This window comes from Brevibacterium renqingii, from assembly GCF_017808105.1.
Classification (GTDB): Bacteria; Actinomycetota; Actinomycetes; order Actinomycetales; family Brevibacteriaceae; genus Brevibacterium; species Brevibacterium renqingii.
In genome coordinates this window covers 93,977-112,985 of record NZ_JADBHF010000006.1, presented here as the reverse complement: position 1 = coordinate 112,985, position 19,009 = coordinate 93,977, and the positions used below count along the sequence as shown (strand labels likewise).

Sequence of the window (19,009 nt, the reverse complement as noted above, 5' to 3'; positions counted from 1 at the left end):
GCGGGTACCCCTTGTGCTTGTCGGTGGAGGGTGAACAGCGGGTGCCCACCCATTGAACTAACCGTGCAATTCTATCGCTTGGCCGCCTGCTTTCCCAAAACTGTGTCCAGTTCCACAGCCGGTGGGCCGATCTTCCGCGCGGCCTCGGGGCTTCAGTCGAAGTACGGGTCGAGCGCGAAGAACGGAAACACGTTCTTCCGGGTGCCCATCACGGCCCGATCGAGTTCGGATTCGGGATCGAACCCCTTCGACCAGGGTTCGAAGGCGCCGTCGAATCCGTCGGTCATCGACAAGGGCGCCTCTCGGCCGGTCTTCGTCTGGGCGTAGTCCGCCCAGCGGCCGGGGATCCGGGCGGCCGGATCGATGTCGCGGTCCGCGGCGATGGCCAGCAGGTTCGTCCAAACGCGCGGGACGACGTCGATGATCGCATAGCCGCCTCCCCCGACAGACAGCCATCTCCCCTCCGCATGGTCGACGGCGAGCCGTCGGACCCTTTCCGCCGCGATCCGCATGGCGTCCACGCTCAGACGCATATGCGTCAGCGGGTCGGAGCGGTGACCGTCGCAGCCGTGCTGGGAGACGATGACCTGGGGCTCGAAGGCGGCGACGACCTGCGGGACGGTGGCGTCGAAGGCACGCAGCCAGTCCGCATCGCCGGTGCGCGGGGGCAAGGCGATGTTCACCGCCGAGGCGGCCGCCTTCAGTCCCCCGATGTCGGCCGGGTACCCGGTGCCGGGGAAGAGGAACTTCCCCGATTCGTGGATCGAGATCGTCAGCACCCGCGGATCGTCCCAGAAGAACTTCTCGACCCCGTCGCCGTGATGGGCGTCGAGGTCGAGGTAGACGACGCGTTCGTAGCCGGCGTCGAGGAACTCGGTGATCGCCCCGGCGGCGTCGTTGTAGACGCAGAAGCCGCTGGCCCTGTCCGGCATCGCATGGTGCATTCCGCCGGAGAAGTTCACCGCGCGCTCGTACTCACCGGAGATGATCGCTCCGGCGGCGTCGACGCTGCCTTGGAACAGCAGAGCCGAGGCGGTGTGCATGTTCTCGAACCCCGGCACATCCTCGGTGCCGATGCCGTAGCGGTTCGCATCCTCGTCGCTGAGACCCTCCGGGGTCCCAGCCTGCTTCACTGCGGCGATGAAGTCACGATCGTGGAGACGGGCGAGCTTGGCCTCGTCGATCTCGCCGACCGGATGGACGTGCACGTCGTCGGCGTCGAAAAGATCGAAGTCCATCGCGAGCTTCGCTGTCAGGTCGAGCCTGAGGGGGTGCATGGGGTGGCTGGGACCGAAGTTGTAACCGGTCACTGCGTCGTCCCAAACGACATACACATCATTTTCGGCCATGCGCACCATGCTATATGGCACAGCTCACTTGCACCGATTCCGGGGGCCGGGATCTACCATGGTGCTTGTGTCCAAGAATTCCGCACCGCGCTACGACCGGCTGCTGCGGCCCGGACGGTGGGTTCGAGACTTCGTCGACGACCTCGCCGTCGCCTCGCCGGCCCGGTTGGCGATCGGCTCCTTCGTCGCCGTCGTCGCGCTCTTCGCGATCCTGCTGATGCTGCCGACGAGCATGCGCCACCCGGGTTCGGTGGATCAGGCCACTCACATCGCGAACTCCGTCTTCGTGGCGGTCTCGGCCGTCTGCGTGACCGGGCTCAGCCCGGTGGTCACGGAAGAGTACTGGTCGGACTTCGGGATCTCGGTCATCACCGCCGGCATCCAGGTCGGCGGACTCGGCATCCTCACGCTCGCCTCGGTGCTGGGCATGGCGGTCTCGCGCAGGCTGGGCGTGCGCCAGCGGCTCATCGCCCAGCAGGCCACCTCGGCGCTCAATCTCGGCCAGGTCGGCTCCCTGCTCAAGACGGTGGTCATCACCATCGTCACCGCGGAGGCGATCCTCGCGGTGCTCATGTTCCCGCGCTTCCTCATGCGCGGGGAGTCCATCGGCGATGCCACCTGGTACTCGGTGTTCTATTCGATCTCGGCGTTCAACAACGCCGGCTTCACCATCCACCCGGGAGGCGGCGCCTACTTCGCTTCGGATCCGTGGATCCTGTCCCTGCTCATGATCGGGGTGTTCGTCGGGTCCCTCGGCTTCCCGGTCGTGCTCATGGTCGCGATGTACTGGAACCGGCCGAAGCGGTGGGATCTGCACACAAAGCTGACCCTGACCACGACCACAACGGTGCTGGCCATCGGCCTGCTGCTCTTGGCGCTCTTCGAGTCGGCGAATCCGGCGACGCTCGGCGACAAGAACGCCGGCCACACCTTCGTCGAGGTGCTGTTCATGGCCGTCATGCCTCGCTCGGGCGGGTTCTCGACGATGGAGATCGCGGACATGAGCCAGGCCTCGCACCTGCTCATGGACCTCATGATGTTCATCGGCGGCGGATCCTCCTCGACCGCCGGCGGCATCAAGGTCACGACCGTGGCCGTGCTCGTGCTGGCCGCCTTCGCCGAGGCCAGGGGTCTGCAGGACGTGCACGTATTCGGTCGCCGCCTGACCTCCTCGACGATCAAACTCTCGATCTCGATCCTGCTCACGGGTGCCTCCATCGTCTTCATCGGCACGCTGGCGATGCTTCAGATCAGCGCCGAACCGCTCGACCGGGTGCTGTTCGAGGTGATCTCGGCCTTCGGCACAGTCGGCCTGAGCTCCGGGGTGTCGACGACATCGCCGAATTCGGGTCTCTATGTGCTCTCGGTGATCATGCTCATCGGCCGACTCGGTACGATTACCCTTGCGGCCGCCCTGTCCATGCAGGACTCCGCGCGTCTGTACCGCTACCCCGAGGAAAGGCCGGTCGTTGGCTAACGAACACACCTCCATCCTGGTCATCGGACTGGGACGCTTCGGATCCTCGACGGCGGCCACCCTGGCCCGACTGGGGCGCGAGGTGATGGCCATCGAGCACAATCCCGAACTCGTCAAGGACTGGAGCGGCAAGCTCACCCACGTCGTCGAAGCCGATTCCACGAACATCGACGCGCTGCGGCAGGTCGGCGCCGGCGACTTCTCGACCGCAGTGGTCGGCATCGGCACCTCGATCGAGGACAGCGTGCTCACCACGGCCAACCTCGTCGACCTCGGTGTGGGTCAGGTGTGGGCGAAGGCGATCTCACCCTCCCACGGCAAGATCCTCCACCGCATCGGCGCCCACCACGTCCTCTACCCCGAATCGGATGCGGGACGGCGTGTGGCCCACCTCGTCAGCTCCCGGATGATGGAGTACATCGAGTTCGACGAGGGACACTTCGCCGTGGTGAAGATGCGTCCGCCGCGCGAGATCCAGGGCTTCACACTCAGCGAATCCGGTGTGCGCGACAAGTACGGTGTGACGATCGTGGGCATCAAGAGCCCCGGACGCGATTTCACCTACGCGGATCCGACGACCCGGGTGGGCAAACAGGACCTGCTCATCGTCGCCGGGCACGTAGAGCTGCTGGGACGCTTCGCCGGTCGTCCCTGAGGACCCTGAGCCTCAGGGTCAGCCTGGGGCCGGCGTGATTCGCCGACCGTCCGCAGCTCCGCAGCCCCTCGACGCTGCGGCGTCTTCGGCCCACTCCCCTCGGCCCTGCAGCGTCGTCGGCCACGCAAACCACTTTTTGTGGTCACTCAACCGAGGGAGAATCGCGAAATCGGCGTTTTCGCCTCGGCGCATCGACCACAAACGGGTCTCGACGACGCAGCAGGCACGGGAAAGACTGAACAAGCCGGCCCGGTTTCGGGCACAAGAGAGCGGGCGACGGGAATCGAACCCGCGTCATCGGCTTGGGAAGCCGAAGCTTTGCCATTAAGCTACGCCCGCAATTCCACTTCGGCGGCAAGACCACATCGATGCAGGTGAAACCTGTCAGCATCGGTCCGTACCGGTGGACTCGAACCAGTGTACATCCTCGGCGCAGGTTCGAGGAACGAGGCAGACGGCGACATGTCATACAGGTGCGCGCCGAGGCGGGTCGAGGCTGACCTGCACACGCCTCGAGGGGGTGGCCGGAGCCACCCCCTCGTACGCCCGATCGTGTTCGGCAGCTGCCGGCCGATCGCTGGTGCGTCTGTCGTGAAGCCCTGCCGCTGAGCAGCGGAGCCCCACGTCAGTCTCAGTGCTCGACCGCCTCCTCTGCGCCGAAGCCGGTGTGGGCGCGGACGTCCATCTCGGCGGCGAGCTCCGGATTCTCGACAGTCTTGTCCGTGACCGAAGCGATCCAGCCGAGGATGAAGCCCAGCGGAATCGAGATGATTCCGGGATTCGCCAGGGGGAAGATCGCGAAGTCGGCTCCGGGGATCATCGCGGTTTCGGAACCGGACACGACCGGCGAGAACGTGATGAGCAGCATCGCCGAGATCAGACCGCCGTAGATCGACCACACGGCACCGCGGGTGGTGAAGCGCTTCCAGAACAGCGAATACACGATCGTCGGCAGGTTCGCGCTCGCGGCCACTGCGAAGGCCAGAGCCACGAGGAACGCAATGTTCTGACCCTGCACACCGATCCCGCCGATGATCGCGACCGCGCCGATGACGATGACGGTCCGGCGAGCGATCTTGACCTCGGCCTCGGAGTCCTCGACCTTGCCCTTCTTGATGACATTGGCGTAGATGTCGTGGGCGAACGAGGCCGCAGCAGTGATCGCCAGACCTGCCACGACGGCGAGGATCGTGGCGAAGGCGACTGCGGAGATGAAGCCCATGAGGATGGGACCGCCGAGGTGGAGCGCCAGCAGCGGCGCCGCCGAGTTCACACCACCGGGGGCGTTCTTGATCTCCTCAGCGCCGACGAGTGCGGCCGCACCGTAGCCGAGCACGAGCGTGAAGAGGTAGAAGGCGCCGATGAGCCAGATCGCCCACACCACTGAGCGTCGGGCCTCCTTCGCCGTGGGCACGGTGTAGAAGCGCATGAGCACGTGCGGAAGACCGGCGGTGCCCAGAACCAGTGCCAGGGCCAGCGAGATGAAGTCGAGCGGGTTCTCACCGTATTGCAGCCCGGGGTTGAGGACTCCCTCGCCGACGCCTTCGGCGGCATTCTCCACAGCCGACGCCAGCAGGGAGGAGAGATTGAAGCCGTTGAGTGCGAGCACCCAGACGGTCATCGCGAAAGCACCGGCGACGAGCAGCATGGCCTTGACGATCTGCACCCAGGTGGTGCCCTTCATCCCGCCGACGAGGACGTAGATGATCATCAGCGCGCCGACGACGGCGATGACCAGCGACTGGCCGATCTTGCTGTCGATGCCCATGAGCAGGGACACGAGGCCACCGGCGCCGGCCATCTGAGCCAGCAGGTAGAAGAAGCAGACGGCAAGGGTCGACAGGGCCGCGGCCATGCGCACGGGCCGCTGCTTGAGACGGAAGGACAGCACATCGGCCATCGTGAACTTACCCGTATTGCGCATGAGCTCGGCGACGACGAGCAGAGCCACGAGCCAGGCGACGAGGAAGCCGATCGAATAGAGGAATCCGTCGTAGCCGTTGACCGCGATCGCACCGCAGATGCCGAGGAACGAGGCCGCCGAGAGATAGTCACCGGAGATGGCGAAGCCGTTCTGCGGTCCGGTGAAGGACCGCCCGCCCGCATAGTAGTCGGAAGCCGACTTGTTGTTGCGGCTGGCGCGCAGCACGATGAACATGGTCACGGCGACGAAGGCGGCGAAGATCGTGATGTTGAGGATGGGGTTGTTCTCGACTTCGGTCGTGGCCGCCCCCAGGAGGTCCATACCCGAGGCGACGATGTCGTTGAATGCCGACGCGCTCATGACAGGTGTCCTTCCGACTGGGCCGTGAGACGCTCACGGATCTCCTCCGCAGGAGGGTCGAGCTTCTTATTGGCGAACGAGACGTAGAACATCGTGATCCCGAAGGTCGTCACGAACTGCAGCAGCCCGAAGACCAGCCCGATGTTGATCTCGCCCACGACCTTCGTGGACATGAAGTCGTGCGCATAGGTGCTGAGGATGACGTAGAGGAAATACCAGACGAGGAACGCAATCGACAGCGGTATCACCACCGAGAACCGTTTGCGCTTCAGCGCCTTGAATTCAGGGGTCTCCTCCTCCTTGAGGAAGTCAACCCCAGTGTTGACAGAGTCAGTCATTCTTTCTCCTTCAATGGGCAGGACATCAGTGTCCTGAATCACATGACCCAAAGGTAACGTTCAGCATGCGCTGGGGAATACCACCGAAAGTTGGTAGCTTGTTCACATGAACGCGCACGCCAAGGAAACGCGGGCTCTCAGGGCCGAGACCCGCCGACTGTTCGTCGAGGCTGTCGATTCGCTGCACCGGAGCGGCACGGGCGACGTCGTCTTCGGAGGCATGGTCGAGCAGGATTCCGTTGCCGTCGAGGCGGTCGCAGGCGCCGGTCAGGATCTGCTCTCGTCCCTCATCGTCAGCACCGGTCGGGGGCTCGGCGGTCGCGCCATGACCGAAGGAACCCCGCAGCTGACACGGGACTACGAGATCGACCCCTTCATCACCCACCACTACGACGAAGAGGTGCTCGGCGAAGGAATTCGGGTCCTCGTGGCCGTCCCCACTCTGCACGGCGGAGAGGTCACCGGAATGGTCTACTGCGGTCACCGCTCGGACTACGATGCCGCCGCGCCGCAGACGGGAGACCTCGTCAGACGAGTCCGGCAGCTGTCGGTCGATCTCGCCCGGCTCGGCTACCGCCAGGAGCCTCAACGCACAACCGGACGCGAACAGCTCTATCCGGATCTGGACCCCTCGGGCAGGGAGGCGCTGCGCCGCACCTACGCCGAGCTGCGGGCCATCCGCTCGGGAATCCTCGACGATGAGACACGGGAGAAGCTCACCGCGGTCGAGGCGCGCCTGGCCGACATCCTCTCCGGCCACAATCCGGAGAACTTCCAGTCACCTGTCCCGGCGGTGCGGCTGTCACCCAGGGAGACGGACATCCTCTCCCACGTGGCGTTGGGCTGGTCGAATGCGCACATCGCAGAGACCCTCGGCCTGCGCGAATCGACCGTGAAGTCCTATCTCAACACCGCCATGGTCAAACTGTCGGCGCGGACCCGGCACGAGGCCGTGTCGATCGCTCGGTCGTCGAACGTCCTCCCCTGACCGGGAGGCCCCGGCGAGGTCGGGCGGCATCAGCCGTTGATGACTTCGGAGTTCTCCCGTTCCATCTCCAGGGATCGGTCCGCTGCTGCCTGCGCGGCCGCCTCGGCGATGTCGAAGATGCCGGCGTCGATGAACTTCGACAGCCCCGCCAGAGTCGTCCCGCCTTTGCTGCTCACGGCCTGGCGCTGGGCGGCCGGATCGGGCTTCTCGCTGAGAAGACGTCCGGCGCCGTCTGCGGTGGCCACGACCATCTGCCGGGCGGAGTCCTCGCTCAGCCCCTGCTCGACACCGGCCGCGATCATCGCCTCTGCCAGAAGGAAGAAGTAGGCGACTCCGGAGCCGGAGATTCCGGTCATGGCAGGGATCTGGGACTCGTCGAGATCGACGACGAGTCCGGCGCCGGACAGCAGCTTCTTCAGGGTCTCGACGCTGTCGGCAGGCACCGCGGCATCGGGGGCGAGCGCGATGACACCATGGCCGATGGAGCTCGGCGTATTCGGCATGATGCGCACGATCGGGTTCTCCGGAGCCAGCTTCGCCAAGTCTGCCGTCGCGACCCCGGCGGCCATCGACACGAGCACCGCTGTCGGCTCGAGGCCCTGTGCGAGTTCGCGCAGGGTTTCGGCCATCATCCACGGCTTCACGCCGAGGAACACGAAATCGGCTCCGCTCGCAGCCTTCCGGTTGGCTTCGGCATCGTCCTCCACCGAGGTGACCGTCGCTCGGGCCAGATCGCTGCTCAGGCGCTTCGCCGAGGCGGCCGAATTCGTCGTCGCCCGGACGGTGATGTCCTCGTCGGCGCTGAGGATTCCCTGAATCAGCGCAGTTCCCATGTTTCCGGTTCCGATGGAGGCGATAGTGGTCAAATCGAGCCAGCCTTTCGTCGTGTCTGCATTAAGTCGATGGTGGGTGGGTTCGGGCTCGCTCGGATCAGTCCGCAGTGCCGTCGCCGCCTCTGGAGGACGGACGCTCCGAGGTGCGGGTGTGGCTGCGGGCATAGCGACGCGGGGCGTTCTCGTCGAGGCCGAGGTGCTCGCGGGCGAACGCGATGGAGTCGGCGAGCATCTTCTCCCGGGTCGACTGCTTGCGCACGAAGCGGGTGTTTACCTCGACGACGACATCGCCGGCCCAGTTGTGTTTTGCGAGGTGCTGCAGGGTCTCGGCCACGGGCATGGTGCCGGTTCCGGGCACGAGGTGCTCGTCCTTCAGGGATCCCGCACCGTCGGTGAGGTGGACGTGCCGGAGGCGGTCGAAGATCTCGGACACCGTCTCGAGGGCGTTCATTCCGGCCGTGGAGGCGTGGGAGAAGTCGAAAGTGAGGTTGTCGTAGTCCTCGTCCAGCGGATTCCAGTCCGGGTAGTAGACGAGGATCTCTCGCAGGCCCGCGCGCCACGGATACATGTTCTCCACCGCCAAGTTCACACCGGTCTCCTGCGAGACCGCACGGACTCCGTCGACGAAGCCGAGTGCGTACTCACCCTGCCAGCGGAACGGCGGGTGGAGCACCACAGTGTCGGCGCCCACCTCCTTGGCGAGGTTGGCGGTGATCCGCAGCTTCTCCCAGTGGTCCTTGTGGAGCACGCGCGGCAGGAAGAGCAGGGTCGGGGCGTGCAGGGAGATGACCTCGAGCCCGGTGTCCTTCGCGAGCCCGTTGATGAGGTCGACATCGCGGGTCTCGGCATTGTGCGTGACCATGATCTCGACGCCGTCGTAGCCGTGCTTGGCAGCCTGGTCGAAGGTCTCCTCGACGGTCATGGGTGAGACGGAGGAGCTGGACAGACCGAGGCGGATCCGGTTGTCGGAAACGTGATGCGCGTCGTGTTCGTAGACCTCGTGGCTGTCGAAGTAGTCACGGTGGCGTCTCGAATTCGAGCGCGCGGAATTCTTGGTGGTCAGCACCTTCCGCTTGGACTTCGACTTCTTACTCATCGTTTCCAGTTTAGCGCTCCCCGAATCCACATTCGCTCAGAGTCGGGTGAGATCGCGCGCGCTCGGGGCCGTCGTCTGCCTCAGTTCTCCTCCGAAACGACTCGACGGGATTTCGGGCACCTCGCAGAGGTGGCAGAACTCCCGTCACGTCCACCGGGTGTCAGCCGTAGAGTTCTTCGGTGTCCTCGTCGACCCACTTCTTCGACTTCTCGACGGCCTTGTTCCACAGGCGGTAGAGACGGTCGACCTTCTCGTCGTCCATCGAAGGATCCCAGCGCTTGTCCTCACGCCAGTTGCTGCTCACGTCCTCTTCGCCGTTCCAGAACTTCACGGCGATGCCCGCCGCATAGGCCGCACCCAGAGCCGTGGTCTCGATGACCTCGGGGCGGATGACGGGCACGCCGAGGAGATCGGCCTGGAACTGCATGAGCGTCTCGTTGGCGACCATGCCGCCGTCGACCTTGAGCTCGGTGAGCTCGACGCCGGAGTCGAGGTCCATCGCATCGAGGACCTCACGCGACTGGAAGGCCACGGATTCGAGAGTGGCCCGGGCGATGTGGTTCTTGTTGACGTACCGGGTCAGTCCCACGATCACCCCGCGGGCGTCGGACTCCCAATGCGGTGCGAAGAGTCCCGAGAACGCGGGCACGATATAGCACCCGCCGTTGTCGTCGACCTCCTTGGCGAGGGTCTCGACCTCCGGGGCGTCCTTGATGAGGCCGAGGTTGTCGCGGATCCACTGCACGAGCGAACCGGTGACGGCCACCGAACCTTCGAGCGCGTAGACGGCCTCGTCCTCGCCGATCTTGTAGGCGACGGTGGTGAGCAGACCGTTCTTGCTGGCCACCGGCTCGGTGCCGGTGTTGATGAGCATGAAGTTGCCGGTGCCGTAGGTGTTCTTCGCCTGGCCCTTCTCGAAGCAGGCCTGACCGAATGTCGCCGCCTGCTGGTCACCGAGGATGCCACAGATCGGGGTGTCGATGATCAGCCCGTTCTTCGCTCCGTAGCCGTAGATCTCAGAGCAGGACTTGATCTCCGGCAGCATCTCGACGGGGATGCCCATGTCCGCGGCGATGTCGGCGTTCCAGTCGAGGGTGTCGATGTTCATCAGCATCGTCCGCGAGGCGTTCGTGACATCGGTGACGTGGACTCCCCCGTTGGCCCCTCCGGTGAGGTTCCAGATCACCCACGTGTCCATGGTGCCGAAGAGGAGGTCTCCGGCCTCGGCGGCCTCCTTGACTCCGTCGACGTTGTCGAAGACCCATTTGGCCTTCGGGCCGGCGAAGTACGTGGCCAGGGGCAGACCCACCCGGTCCTTGTACTTGTCGGCGCCGTCATCGCCGGCGAGTTCGTCGCAGATCTTCTGCGTGCGGGTGTCCTGCCACACGATGGCGTTGTAGACGGGCTTGCCGGTCTTCTTGTTCCAGATCACGGTCGTCTCACGCTGATTCGTGATGCCCACGCCTTCGAGCTGGTGGCGGTTGATGTTCGCCCGCGTCAGCGCCTGCCCGATCGCCTCGTTGGTGTTCTTGATGATCTCCATCGGGTCGTGTTCGACCCACCCGGCCCGCGGGAAGATCTGCTCGTGCTCGAGCTGTCCGGAGGACACGATCTGTCCGTCATGGTCGAAGACGATCGCCCGCGACGAGGTGGTGCCTTGGTCGATGGCGAGGATGTACTTTTCCTGACTCATTCTGACTCCTGTGTCGAAGTTCGCTGTGGCTGTGATCGTACTCAGATGAAGGCTTGGGAGGCCAGACCCGCAATGACGGCACCGACCAGCGGCCCGAAGACCGGGACCCAGGAATAGGCCCAGTCGGAGCCGCCCTTGTTCGGGATCGGCAGCAGGGTGTGGACGATGCGGGGCCCGAGGTCACGGGCGGGGTTGATGGCGTATCCGGTGGGGCCGCCCAGCGAGGCGCCGATGGCGACGACGATGAGGGCGACTGCCAACGGGCCCAGCCTGTCCGGTGTTCCCCCGAAGACGAGGATGACGAAGACGAGCACGAAGGTCGCGAGGACCTCGGTGACGAAGTTCCAGCCGTAGGAGCGGATCTCCGGGCCGGTCGAGAATGTGCCGAGGATGCTGGCGGCGTCCTTCTCCTCGTCGTAGTGCTTCTTGTACGCGGCCCAGGCGAGGAACGCGCCGATCATCGCACCGATCATCTCGGCGGCGAGGTAGGCGACTGTATTGGCGAAGGTGACCGGAATCCCCTCCGCGTATTCGGAGGCCCCGCTGAAGAGGATGCCGAAGGTCACTGCCGGGTTGAGGTGCGCTCCGGTCTTGAAAGCGACGAAGACACCGGCGAAGACCGCGAGGCCCCAACCGAACGAGATCAGCAGCCAGCCGCCCGCGTTGCCCTTGGTCTTGCCGAGCACGACGTTGGCGACGACGCCGACGCCGAGCAGCATGAGCATCGCCGTACCGGCGATCTCATAGAGAAAGATAGTGCCCATATCTCACAAACTCCTCATGTCTGTTCTGTCCGCGGGTTTCAGGGATTGGCGGATTCGACGAGGGCGGCGGCTGAGGCATCGTCGTCTGTGCCCTCGGCCGCGACCTGTGCGTCGACGTGGTTGTTGAAGGCCGTGACCTCTGCCGCTTCCCGTTCGGCGTCCCAGCCCAGGAGCGGCGCGACGATCGCAGCGACTGCCTCGGCGGCGCTCTTGCCCCGGTCACGCACCTCGTAGTTCAGTCGCATGCGCCGTTCGAGGATGTCGTCGAGGTGGACGACGCCCTCTGCGATCGCGGCGTAATGGGCCTCGACGCGCAGATACCGTTCGGCACCGGGCAGCGGCTGCCCGAGCTCGGGATCGTCGTCGACGAGGTCGAGCAGGTCCTCGATGAGGGTGCCGTAGCGGCGGATGAGGCGGCCGACGCGCTCTTCGTCCCAGCCGTACTTCTCGGCGATGCCGGACTGTCCGCGGCGCAGCGCACCGACTCCCTGAGCACCGAGCAGCGGCACGGACTCCGTCAGGGAGCGGCGATCCTTCGCATCGTCGCCGAGGACGAAGTCGACGGCGTCCTCGGCCATCACCCGGTAGGTGGTGAATTTGCCGCCGGCGATGGCGGCCAGAGCCGGCTCCACCTCCATCACGGTGTGCTCACGGGACACCTTCGTCGAGGCCTGCCCTTCCTTGGCGACCGGCTGCAGCAGCGGGCGCAGACCCGAGTAGACGCCGATGACGTCATCGCGGGTGAGCTTCTCGGCCAGGATCGCATTCGCGTGCTCGAGCAGGTATTCGATGTCCTTCGACGTCGCCACGGGAGCGTCGACGTCCTCGTTCCACGGAGTGTCGGTGGTGCCGATGACCCAGTAGCCGTCCCACGGGATGACGAAGAGCACGGACTTCTCGGTCTTCGAGATGATGCCGGTGTTCGCGTCGGCCTTGATCTTGTCCTGGGAGACGGTGATGTGCACACCCTTGGAGGCGAGCACCTTGAGACCGGCATCGGACTTCGCGAGGTCCTGCTGCTCCTCGGTCCAGACGCCGCCGGCGAGGATCGTGCGGCGGGCGTGGATGTCGAATTCCTCGCCGGTGACCTCGTCGCGGGCGCGCACTCCGGTGACCTCGGTGCCGTTGTGGAGGTAGTCGATGACCGAGACATGGTTGGCTGCGGCGGCGCCGTATCCGACAGCCGAGCGGATGAGGGTCATAACGAAGCGGGCGTCGTCGACCTTCGCATCGTAGTATTCGAGCGCTCCGACTGCGGCATCGTCGGCCAGGCCCGGGAAGTGCGAGCTCAGAGCCTTCTTGCTCAGATGACGGTGCATCGGCACCGCCCGTTTGCGGCCGGGCCGGGTGGCCATCGTGTCGTAGAGGAGGACGCCCGAGCCGATGAAGGCCCTGTCGATGAGTCGATGTTCGAAGGGGAAGACGAAGGCCACCGGCTCGACGAGATGAGGCGCGGTGTGCTGGAGGAGCAGGTCGCGTTCCTTGAGTGCCTCGGCGACGAGCTTGAAGTCGAGCATCTCCAGGTAGCGCAGGCCGCCGTGCATGAGCTTGGACGACCGAGAGGAGGTGCCCGAGGCCCAGTCCTTGGCGTCGACGACGCCGACCTTGAGCCCGCGGGTGGCCGCGTCGAAAGCCGATCCGGCTCCGGTGACGCCGCCGCCGACGACGAAGACGTCGAGGGGATCATCGGCAGTGGTGCTCTTCAGGGTGTCGAGGGCCTGAGCACGGAACGATGGTGAGAGCTCAGCATTTCGCATAGTCCGGTCTGTTCCTTCTTTCAGATATTCAGGAGTCCACCGTTGTCGTCACCGGAGCACAGCTTCGGCTTCTGACTGAGCGGTTATTCAAAAACTAGCAGGCGAAACTGAATTCCGGTGTGTTCGACGATATGAAATCGCGCTCAGTCGAGTGCGGCGACGGACTCCATGCGCATGGCCGAGGACTGCTCGGCCGAATCCAGCAGGTCGAGTTTGCGCATGATGATGCCTTCGCGCAGCGCCCAGGGCGAGATGTTCATGACTCCGACGTCGAAGATCGTGAAGGCCGCCTCGGCGACGATCGCGCCGGCCAGCACCTGACCGGCACGCGCTTCGGAGACTCCGGGCAGTGCGGCCCGTTCCGCAGGGGTGCGCGAGGCCAGCGTGTCGATGATGCCTTCGAGATCGCGGCGGAAGAGTTTGCGGGGCGCATAGATCCCGTCCCCGCTCGGGGCTGCGCCGGCGATGCGCGCCAGTGACCGGAAGGTCTTCGAAGAGCCGACGACCTGGTCGGGAATGCCGACGCGGTTGATCTTGCCGGCGATGCGGCCGATCTGTGCGCGAGCGTGCTTGCGCAGGTTGTGGACGTCGTCGGCCGTGGGGATCGGATCGGTGAGGAACTCCGAATAGGTGCGTCCGGCACCGAGCGGGACCGAGACGGCCGCCTGCGGGTATTCGTCCTGCCCGGCTGCGATCTCGAGCGAACCGCCGCCGATATCGAGCAGCAGGATCTTGCCGGCGGACCAGCCGAACCAGCGGCGGGCGGCGAGGAAGGTCACGCGAGCCTCGTCCTTGCCGGTCATGACGTTGAGGGTCACCCCGAGCTGGGCGTTGATGGAGTCGATGAGGGCCACACCGTTCGGTGCGTCGCGGACCGCCGAGGTGGCGAAGGCCAGGATCTGCTCGGCTCCCTGGTCCTCGGCGATCTCGACCGCCTCGGTGACGAAGTCGTGCAGGCGTTCCTGGCCTTCGGCATCGATCGTTCCGTCGTCGCTGAGGTGCTCGGCGAGACGGAGCACCTCCTTGTGCGAGGTGGCCGGCAGCGGCGGGGCTCCGACATGAGCGTCGACGACGAGGAGGTGGACGCTGTTGGAGCCGATATCGAGGACAGCTAGACGCATTCGGCCAGTTTATCGCGGGAAAGGGACCGATCGGCACTTTTGGGTGCTTCCGCTGCTGAGAACGGCCGAGCCTCTTCTGCCGAGGGGACCACTCGGCGCCGAAGGGACCAGATGTGACCGGTCCTCTCGGCGCCGAGCGGTCCGCTCGGTGGAGCTCAGCCCCAGGCGGATTTGGTGAAGGTGAACTCCGGTGGGCGTTTGGCGAAGAACGCCTCCTGACCGCGGGCGATCTCCCGGCGGTAGGCCGCGTCGAGCCAGGCCGGCGGTGCCGCGACGTCCGAGCCGCCGGCCGCCGATGCGTCGGCACTCGCCGAGGCGGCCCCCTCGCCGGGCGGACGTCCGTCGAGGATCGCTTTGGCTCCGATCTGGCTCAGCCGGGAGAGACCGACGATCCGCTCCCCCAGCGCCTGTGCCGTGTCCAGGGGAGAGTCCGAGACCTCATGGAAGAAGCCGAGCTCGTCCATCTTCTCGAACTTCACGATCGAAGCCGTGATCAGCAGATACCTCGCCCAGGCGTCGCCGAGGACCTGCGCCAGCCGCTTCGTGGGACCGGCCGGGTAGACGAGACCGAGTTTGGCGGCGGTGACGCCGAAGATCGATCCGGGGGCGGCGATGCGGATATCGCAGGCGGCCGCGATCTCGGTGCCGCCGCCCACGCAGTTGCCTGTGATGGCGGCGATCGTCGGAGTCCGCGAATTCGCCACGGCTGCCTCGGCGGTGGAGTTGAGCTCCCAGAAATCGGGCAGCGGAACATCCAGATCCGCGATGTCCGAGCCCGCGGAGAAGTGCCCGCCGGCACCGGTGATCACGAGCGCACCGATCGAGTCGTCGGCGTCGACGGAGGCGATGATCCCGGGGAGCGCCCGCCACATCGGGCGGGAGATCGCATTGCGCTTCTCGGTCCGATCAATGACGAGGGTTCCGACCCCACCGGCGACGGTGAAGTCGAAACCCTCGAGATCGACCGGACGGTAGGTGCCGTCAGCGGTCATATGCTGTGCCTTTCCTGCCGCGCTCAGCCCCGGCTGTCGGGAACTTCGCGCTGGTCCTCACCGTCATAGGCGCTCAACGGACGGATCAGGGCGTTATTCGCCTGCTGCTCGAGGATATGAGCGGTCCACCCGGTGATGCGCGACATCACGAAGATCGGAGTGAACTGCTCGGTGTCGAAGCCCATCAGGTGGTAGGCCGGGCCCGAAGGGTAGTCGAGGTTGGGGTAGATGCCCTTGCGTGAGACGAAGTCCTCTTCGAAGGCGTTGTAGAGAGCGAGCAGATCCTTCGCCCCCTTGGCCTCGACCATGTCCTCGAAGGCCTTGCGCATGGTGGGAACGCGCGAATCGCCGTTCTTGTACACACGGTGGCCGAAGCCCATGATCTTCGCCTTCTTGGCCAGCGCCTCGTCGATCCAGGCCGAAGCCCTGTCGGCGGTGCCGACCTCTTCGAGCATCGCCATGACGGCCTCATTGGCCCCGCCGTGCAGGGGCCCCTTGAGCGCGCCGACGCCGCCGGCGACGGCCGAGTACAGATCGGACGTCGTCGAGGTGATCACTCGGGTGGTGAAGGTCGAGGCGTTGAAGGAGTGCTCGGCGTAGAGGATCATCGACACGTCGAAGCAGCGCACGACCTCCTCGGCGGGAACCTCGTCGAAGACCATCTTGAAGAAGTTCGCAGCGTAGCCGAGGTCCTGCGTCGGTGCGACGGGGTCGAGGCCGTGGCGCCGACGGTGGTCGATGGCCACGATCGTCGGCAGCTGGGCATAGAGGCGCTCGGCCTTGGCCAGGTTCGCCTCCTCGCCTTCGACATCGGCCTCGGGGTCGACGGCACCGAGGTAGGCCACAGCGGTCTGCACGACGTGCATGGGGTGGCAGTCCTTGGGCAGGTCGAGGATGAGCTGGACCAGCTTGTCGTCGATCGTCCGCTGCGAGCGCTCGCGGGCCTGGAACTCTTCGAGCTGCGATTCGGTGGGCAGTTCGCCGTTCCATATGAGGTAGGCGACGTCCTCGAAGCTGCGCTTGGCGGCGAGCTCCTGAACCGGGTACCCGCGATAGGTCAGGGAGTTGGTCTCCTGGACCACCTTGGAGACGGCCGTGGTGTCGACGACGACGCCGGCCAGGCCCTTCTTGATTTCTTCGGTCACTGGTGACCCTCCTGTGAGAAGTTGAATACGGCAGCGTCAAAATCGTTGTACGCAGCGTAGTCGATCGTGTCGTACAGGTCCGCACGGGTCTGCATGCCCTCGAGCAGGTCCACCTGGGTGCCCTGGTCGCGGATGGTCTGCAGGCCCGACTTGATCGCACCCATGGCGAGACGCAGAGTCGTGACCGGGTAGATCACGAGCTTGACTCCGACGTTCGCCAACTGCTCGGTCGTGAACAGTTCGCTCTTTCCGAATTCTGTCATGTTCGCCAGAATCGGCACATCCACGCTGGAGGCGAACTTCTCGAACTCGCCCAGATCGCGCATGGCTTCGGGGAAGATCAGATCCGCGCCGGCGTCGACGTAGGCCTTTGCCCGGTCGATCGCCGCGTCGAGGCCCTCGCCGGCACGGGAATCGGTGCGAGCGCTGATGACGAAGTTCTCATCGCGGCGGCCTTTCACGGCGGCTTTGATGCGCTTGCTCATCTCTGCGGCGGTGACCACCTCTTTGCCGTCGAGGTGGCCGCAGCGCTTCGGGTTGACCTGATCCTCGAGGTGCATCCCCGAGATCCCGGCGTCCTCGAACTCCTGGACTGTGCGAGCCACATTCATGGCCTCGCCCCAGCCGGTGTCGGCGTCGATGAACGTCGGCAGGTTCGTCACCCGGGCGATGTTGCGTCCGTGGTCGGCCACCTCGGTGAGCGTGGTCAGCCCGATATCGGGCAGGCCCATGGCCGCAGAGAACGCACCGCCGGAGATGTAGACGCCCTCGAATCCGGTCTGTTCGATGATCTGAGCGTTGATCGGGTTGATGGCGCCGGGGAACTGGACGATCTGATCGCCGGCGAGCAGCTCGCGGAACTTCGCGCGGCGCTCAGCCGGGGTTGCCGTTGCGCCCAGCATCAGAAGATGCCCTTCGATCCGCTGTGCTCGAGGCCGTCGACGGTGAAGGACAGTTCGGCCACGCCCTTCGCGTCGAGGTTCTCGAGGTTCTCGGCCAGGTCGAGGAAGCGGGCCTGCTCGGAATCGCTGACGATGCCTTCGGCCAGGGTCTTGAACTTCTCGACGTAGTTCGCACGAGCGAAGGGACGAGCACCGAAGGGATGCGCGTCGGCGACGGCGATCTCGTCGACCAGGGTCGAGCCGTCCTCGAATTCGATTTCGACGCGTCCGCCGAAGGCCTTCTCGTTCGGGTCGGTCGAGTGGTAGCGACGGGTCCACTCGGGATCCTCGGTGGTCTCGATCTTGTGCCAGAGCTCGACGGTGTCGGGGCGACCGGCACGCTCGGGGGCGTAGGAGTGCTCGTGGTGCCAGCCCTGGTCCTGCATGGCCACAGCGAAGATGTACATGATCGAGTGGTCGAGGGTCTCACGGCTGGCACCGGGATCCATCTTCTGCGGATCGTTCGCGCCGGTGCCGATGACGTAGTGGGTGTGGTGCGAGGTGTGGATGACGACGCGCCTGATCTTCGTCAGGTCCTCGATCTCACCGCCGAGCTTGCGGGCGAGGTCGATGAGCGCCTGGGCCTGGTACTCGGCCGAGTGCTCCTTGGTGTAGGTGTCGAGGATCGCGCGCTTGGACTCGCCCTTGCCGGGCAGCGGGATCGTGTAGCGGGCCTCGGGACCGGAGAGGATCCACGCGATGAAGCCGTCCTCGCCCTCGTAGATCGGGTTCGGCGCGCCTTCGCCGCGCATCGCACGGTCGACGGCCTCGACGGCCATCTTGCCGGCGAAGGCGGGAGCGTGGGCCTTCCAGGACGAGATCTCGCCCTTGCGCGACTGACGGGTCGCCGTGGTCACGTGCAGAGCCTGCTGGACGGCCTGGAAAGTGACCTCCGTGGGCAGGTGGAGCATGGCTCCGATGCCGGCTGCGGCCGAGGGGCCGAGGTGGGCGACGTGGTCGATCTTGTGCTCGTGCAGGCACATGCCCTTGACGAGGTCGACCTGGATCTCGTAGCCGGTGGCGACACCGTTGATGAGGTCCTTGCCGTCGATGCCCTTGTGCTGGGCGACGGCGAGGACCGGCGGGATGTTGTCGCCGGGGTGGGAGTACTCGGCGGCGAGGAAGGTGTCGTGGAAGTCGAGTTCACGGACGGCCACGCCGTTGGCCCAAGCGGCCCATTCCGGCGAGAAGCGGTCGGCCAGCGGGAGACCGAAGATGCTGGCGCCCGGGGTGAACGGGTGGGTCTGCGCCTGCTCGCGGGCGTGCATCGGAGCGGAGCGGCGCACCGAGGCGGCCGCGACGGAGGCGTTATCGATGATGCGGTTGATGACCATCTCGGTGACGTCGGAATCGACCGGTGTCGGATCGGATGCGACCTCTGCGATCTTCCAGGCGAGCTGATCCTCTCGAGCCAGGTTCTCTGAGCTCTTATGAGTGCGGACTTCATGATTGATCATGGGTACCCCTTCATAGTCCTCGACCGGTTCCGGTCGGAAAGTGCTGACACAACTGTAGGCCACGTCACTTGGGCAGTTCTCTGCCGGTCGGAAATTTATCTCGATGTCAAGATACTTTA

Annotated in this window: 16 protein-coding genes and 1 tRNA gene; 3 read left to right on the top strand and 14 right to left on the bottom strand. The window is 65.3% G+C overall.

Features of this window, described 5'->3' with window-relative positions:
• Nucleotides 1–152 precede the first annotated feature (152 nt).
• Nucleotides 153–1,349 carry an acetoin utilization protein AcuC gene (locus IHE57_RS07830; protein ID WP_209372271.1) on the bottom strand — a complete coding sequence of 399 codons (1,197 nt, stop codon included), beginning with the start codon at nucleotides 1,347–1,349 and terminating at the stop codon, nucleotides 153–155.
• 58 nt (nucleotides 1,350–1,407) lie between these two features.
• Between IHE57_RS07830 and IHE57_RS07825 the strand changes: the two genes are divergently transcribed.
• On the top strand, nucleotides 1,408–2,826 hold the full coding sequence (locus IHE57_RS07825) for a TrkH family potassium uptake protein (protein WP_209372269.1): 1,419 nt from the start codon (nucleotides 1,408–1,410) through the stop codon (nucleotides 2,824–2,826).
• The gene (locus IHE57_RS07820; protein WP_209325833.1) at nucleotides 2,819–3,481 is read left to right on the top strand and encodes a potassium channel family protein; all 663 of its coding nucleotides are present in this window, start codon (nucleotides 2,819–2,821) and stop codon (nucleotides 3,479–3,481) included. The genes IHE57_RS07825 and IHE57_RS07820 overlap by 8 nt, the downstream gene beginning before the upstream one ends.
• Before the next feature lie 268 nt (nucleotides 3,482–3,749).
• Here IHE57_RS07820 and IHE57_RS07815 read toward each other — a convergent pair.
• From IHE57_RS07815 to IHE57_RS07805, 3 genes are all read right to left on the bottom strand, one after another.
• A tRNA-Gly gene (locus tag IHE57_RS07815) sits at nucleotides 3,750–3,820 on the bottom strand.
• Nucleotides 3,821–4,112: 292 nt separating this feature from the next.
• Nucleotides 4,113–5,726, bottom strand: coding sequence for a monocarboxylic acid transporter (locus IHE57_RS07810; RefSeq protein ID WP_209325912.1), 1,614 nt, complete (start codon nucleotides 5,724–5,726; stop codon nucleotides 4,113–4,115).
• A gap of 35 nt (nucleotides 5,727–5,761) precedes the next feature.
• Nucleotides 5,762–6,103 carry a DUF485 domain-containing protein gene (locus tag IHE57_RS07805; RefSeq protein WP_209325834.1) on the bottom strand — a complete coding sequence of 114 codons (342 nt, stop codon included), beginning with the start codon at nucleotides 6,101–6,103 and terminating at the stop codon, nucleotides 5,762–5,764.
• A gap of 106 nt (nucleotides 6,104–6,209) precedes the next feature.
• On the opposite strand from IHE57_RS07805, the gene IHE57_RS07800 reads away from it, so the two are divergent.
• Nucleotides 6,210–7,091, top strand: coding sequence for a helix-turn-helix transcriptional regulator (locus IHE57_RS07800; RefSeq protein ID WP_209372267.1), 882 nt, complete (start codon nucleotides 6,210–6,212; stop codon nucleotides 7,089–7,091).
• Between the two features lie 29 nt (nucleotides 7,092–7,120).
• Here the strand turns inward: IHE57_RS07800 and proC are convergent, their stop codons facing one another.
• From proC to IHE57_RS07750, 10 genes are all read right to left on the bottom strand, one after another.
• Complete coding sequence (proC, locus tag IHE57_RS07795; RefSeq protein WP_209372265.1) at nucleotides 7,121–7,957, bottom strand: pyrroline-5-carboxylate reductase; 837 nt, start codon at nucleotides 7,955–7,957, stop codon at nucleotides 7,121–7,123.
• A 64-nt stretch (nucleotides 7,958–8,021) separates the two neighbouring features.
• Entirely contained in the window at nucleotides 8,022–9,020 is a 999-nt protein-coding gene (locus tag IHE57_RS07790) for a sugar phosphate isomerase/epimerase family protein (RefSeq protein ID WP_209325837.1), read from the bottom strand.
• 160 nt (nucleotides 9,021–9,180) lie between these two features.
• The gene (gene glpK, locus IHE57_RS07785; RefSeq protein WP_209372256.1) at nucleotides 9,181–10,713 is read right to left on the bottom strand and encodes a glycerol kinase GlpK; all 1,533 of its coding nucleotides are present in this window, start codon (nucleotides 10,711–10,713) and stop codon (nucleotides 9,181–9,183) included.
• 41 nt (nucleotides 10,714–10,754) lie between these two features.
• On the bottom strand, nucleotides 10,755–11,477 hold the full coding sequence (locus tag IHE57_RS07780; protein ID WP_209372254.1) for an MIP/aquaporin family protein: 723 nt from the start codon (nucleotides 11,475–11,477) through the stop codon (nucleotides 10,755–10,757).
• Nucleotides 11,478–11,515: 38 nt separating this feature from the next.
• A complete protein-coding gene (locus tag IHE57_RS07775) occupies nucleotides 11,516–13,234 on the bottom strand; it encodes a glycerol-3-phosphate dehydrogenase/oxidase (protein WP_209325840.1) in 1,719 nt (572 codons plus the stop codon).
• A gap of 143 nt (nucleotides 13,235–13,377) precedes the next feature.
• The gene (locus IHE57_RS07770; protein ID WP_209372252.1) at nucleotides 13,378–14,355 is read right to left on the bottom strand and encodes a Ppx/GppA phosphatase family protein; all 978 of its coding nucleotides are present in this window, start codon (nucleotides 14,353–14,355) and stop codon (nucleotides 13,378–13,380) included.
• Between the two features lie 155 nt (nucleotides 14,356–14,510).
• Nucleotides 14,511–15,347, bottom strand: a complete 837-nt coding sequence (locus IHE57_RS07765; protein WP_209372250.1) for an enoyl-CoA hydratase/isomerase family protein — start codon at nucleotides 15,345–15,347, stop codon at nucleotides 14,511–14,513.
• Between the two features lie 23 nt (nucleotides 15,348–15,370).
• A complete protein-coding gene (locus IHE57_RS07760; RefSeq protein WP_209372242.1) occupies nucleotides 15,371–16,492 on the bottom strand; it encodes a bifunctional 2-methylcitrate synthase/citrate synthase in 1,122 nt (373 codons plus the stop codon).
• Nucleotides 16,489–17,394 carry a methylisocitrate lyase gene (gene prpB, locus IHE57_RS07755; protein WP_209372240.1) on the bottom strand — a complete coding sequence of 302 codons (906 nt, stop codon included), beginning with the start codon at nucleotides 17,392–17,394 and terminating at the stop codon, nucleotides 16,489–16,491. The genes IHE57_RS07760 and prpB overlap by 4 nt, the downstream gene beginning before the upstream one ends.
• Nucleotides 17,394–18,890, bottom strand: coding sequence for an MmgE/PrpD family protein (locus IHE57_RS07750; protein ID WP_209325845.1), 1,497 nt, complete (start codon nucleotides 18,888–18,890; stop codon nucleotides 17,394–17,396). Before IHE57_RS07750 ends, prpB begins: the two co-directional genes overlap by 1 nt.
• Nucleotides 18,891–19,009: the final 119 nt, after the last annotated feature.

Coding starts and splice junctions, on each gene's coding strand:
- glpK (WP_209372256.1), bottom strand. CDS start 10,713: ATGAGTCAGGAAAAGTACATCCTCGCCATCGACCAAGGCACCACCTCG.
- IHE57_RS07790 (WP_209325837.1), bottom strand. CDS start 9,020: ATGAGTAAGAAGTCGAAGTCCAAGCGGAAGGTGCTGACCACCAAGAAT.
- prpB (WP_209372240.1), bottom strand. CDS start 17,394: ATGCTGGGCGCAACGGCAACCCCGGCTGAGCGCCGCGCGAAGTTCCGC.
- IHE57_RS07830 (WP_209372271.1), bottom strand. CDS start 1,349: ATGGCCGAAAATGATGTGTATGTCGTTTGGGACGACGCAGTGACCGGT.
- IHE57_RS07750 (WP_209325845.1), bottom strand. CDS start 18,890: ATGATCAATCATGAAGTCCGCACTCATAAGAGCTCAGAGAACCTGGCT.
- IHE57_RS07805 (WP_209325834.1), bottom strand. CDS start 6,103: ATGACTGACTCTGTCAACACTGGGGTTGACTTCCTCAAGGAGGAGGAG.
- IHE57_RS07775 (WP_209325840.1), bottom strand. CDS start 13,234: ATGCGAAATGCTGAGCTCTCACCATCGTTCCGTGCTCAGGCCCTCGAC.
- IHE57_RS07800 (WP_209372267.1), top strand. CDS start 6,210: ATGAACGCGCACGCCAAGGAAACGCGGGCTCTCAGGGCCGAGACCCGC.
- IHE57_RS07810 (WP_209325912.1), bottom strand. CDS start 5,726: ATGGACCTCCTGGGGGCGGCCACGACCGAAGTCGAGAACAACCCCATC.
- IHE57_RS07765 (WP_209372250.1), bottom strand. CDS start 15,347: ATGACCGCTGACGGCACCTACCGTCCGGTCGATCTCGAGGGTTTCGAC.
- IHE57_RS07780 (WP_209372254.1), bottom strand. CDS start 11,477: ATGGGCACTATCTTTCTCTATGAGATCGCCGGTACGGCGATGCTCATG.
- IHE57_RS07770 (WP_209372252.1), bottom strand. CDS start 14,355: ATGCGTCTAGCTGTCCTCGATATCGGCTCCAACAGCGTCCACCTCCTC.
- IHE57_RS07825 (WP_209372269.1), top strand. CDS start 1,408: ATGGTGCTTGTGTCCAAGAATTCCGCACCGCGCTACGACCGGCTGCTG.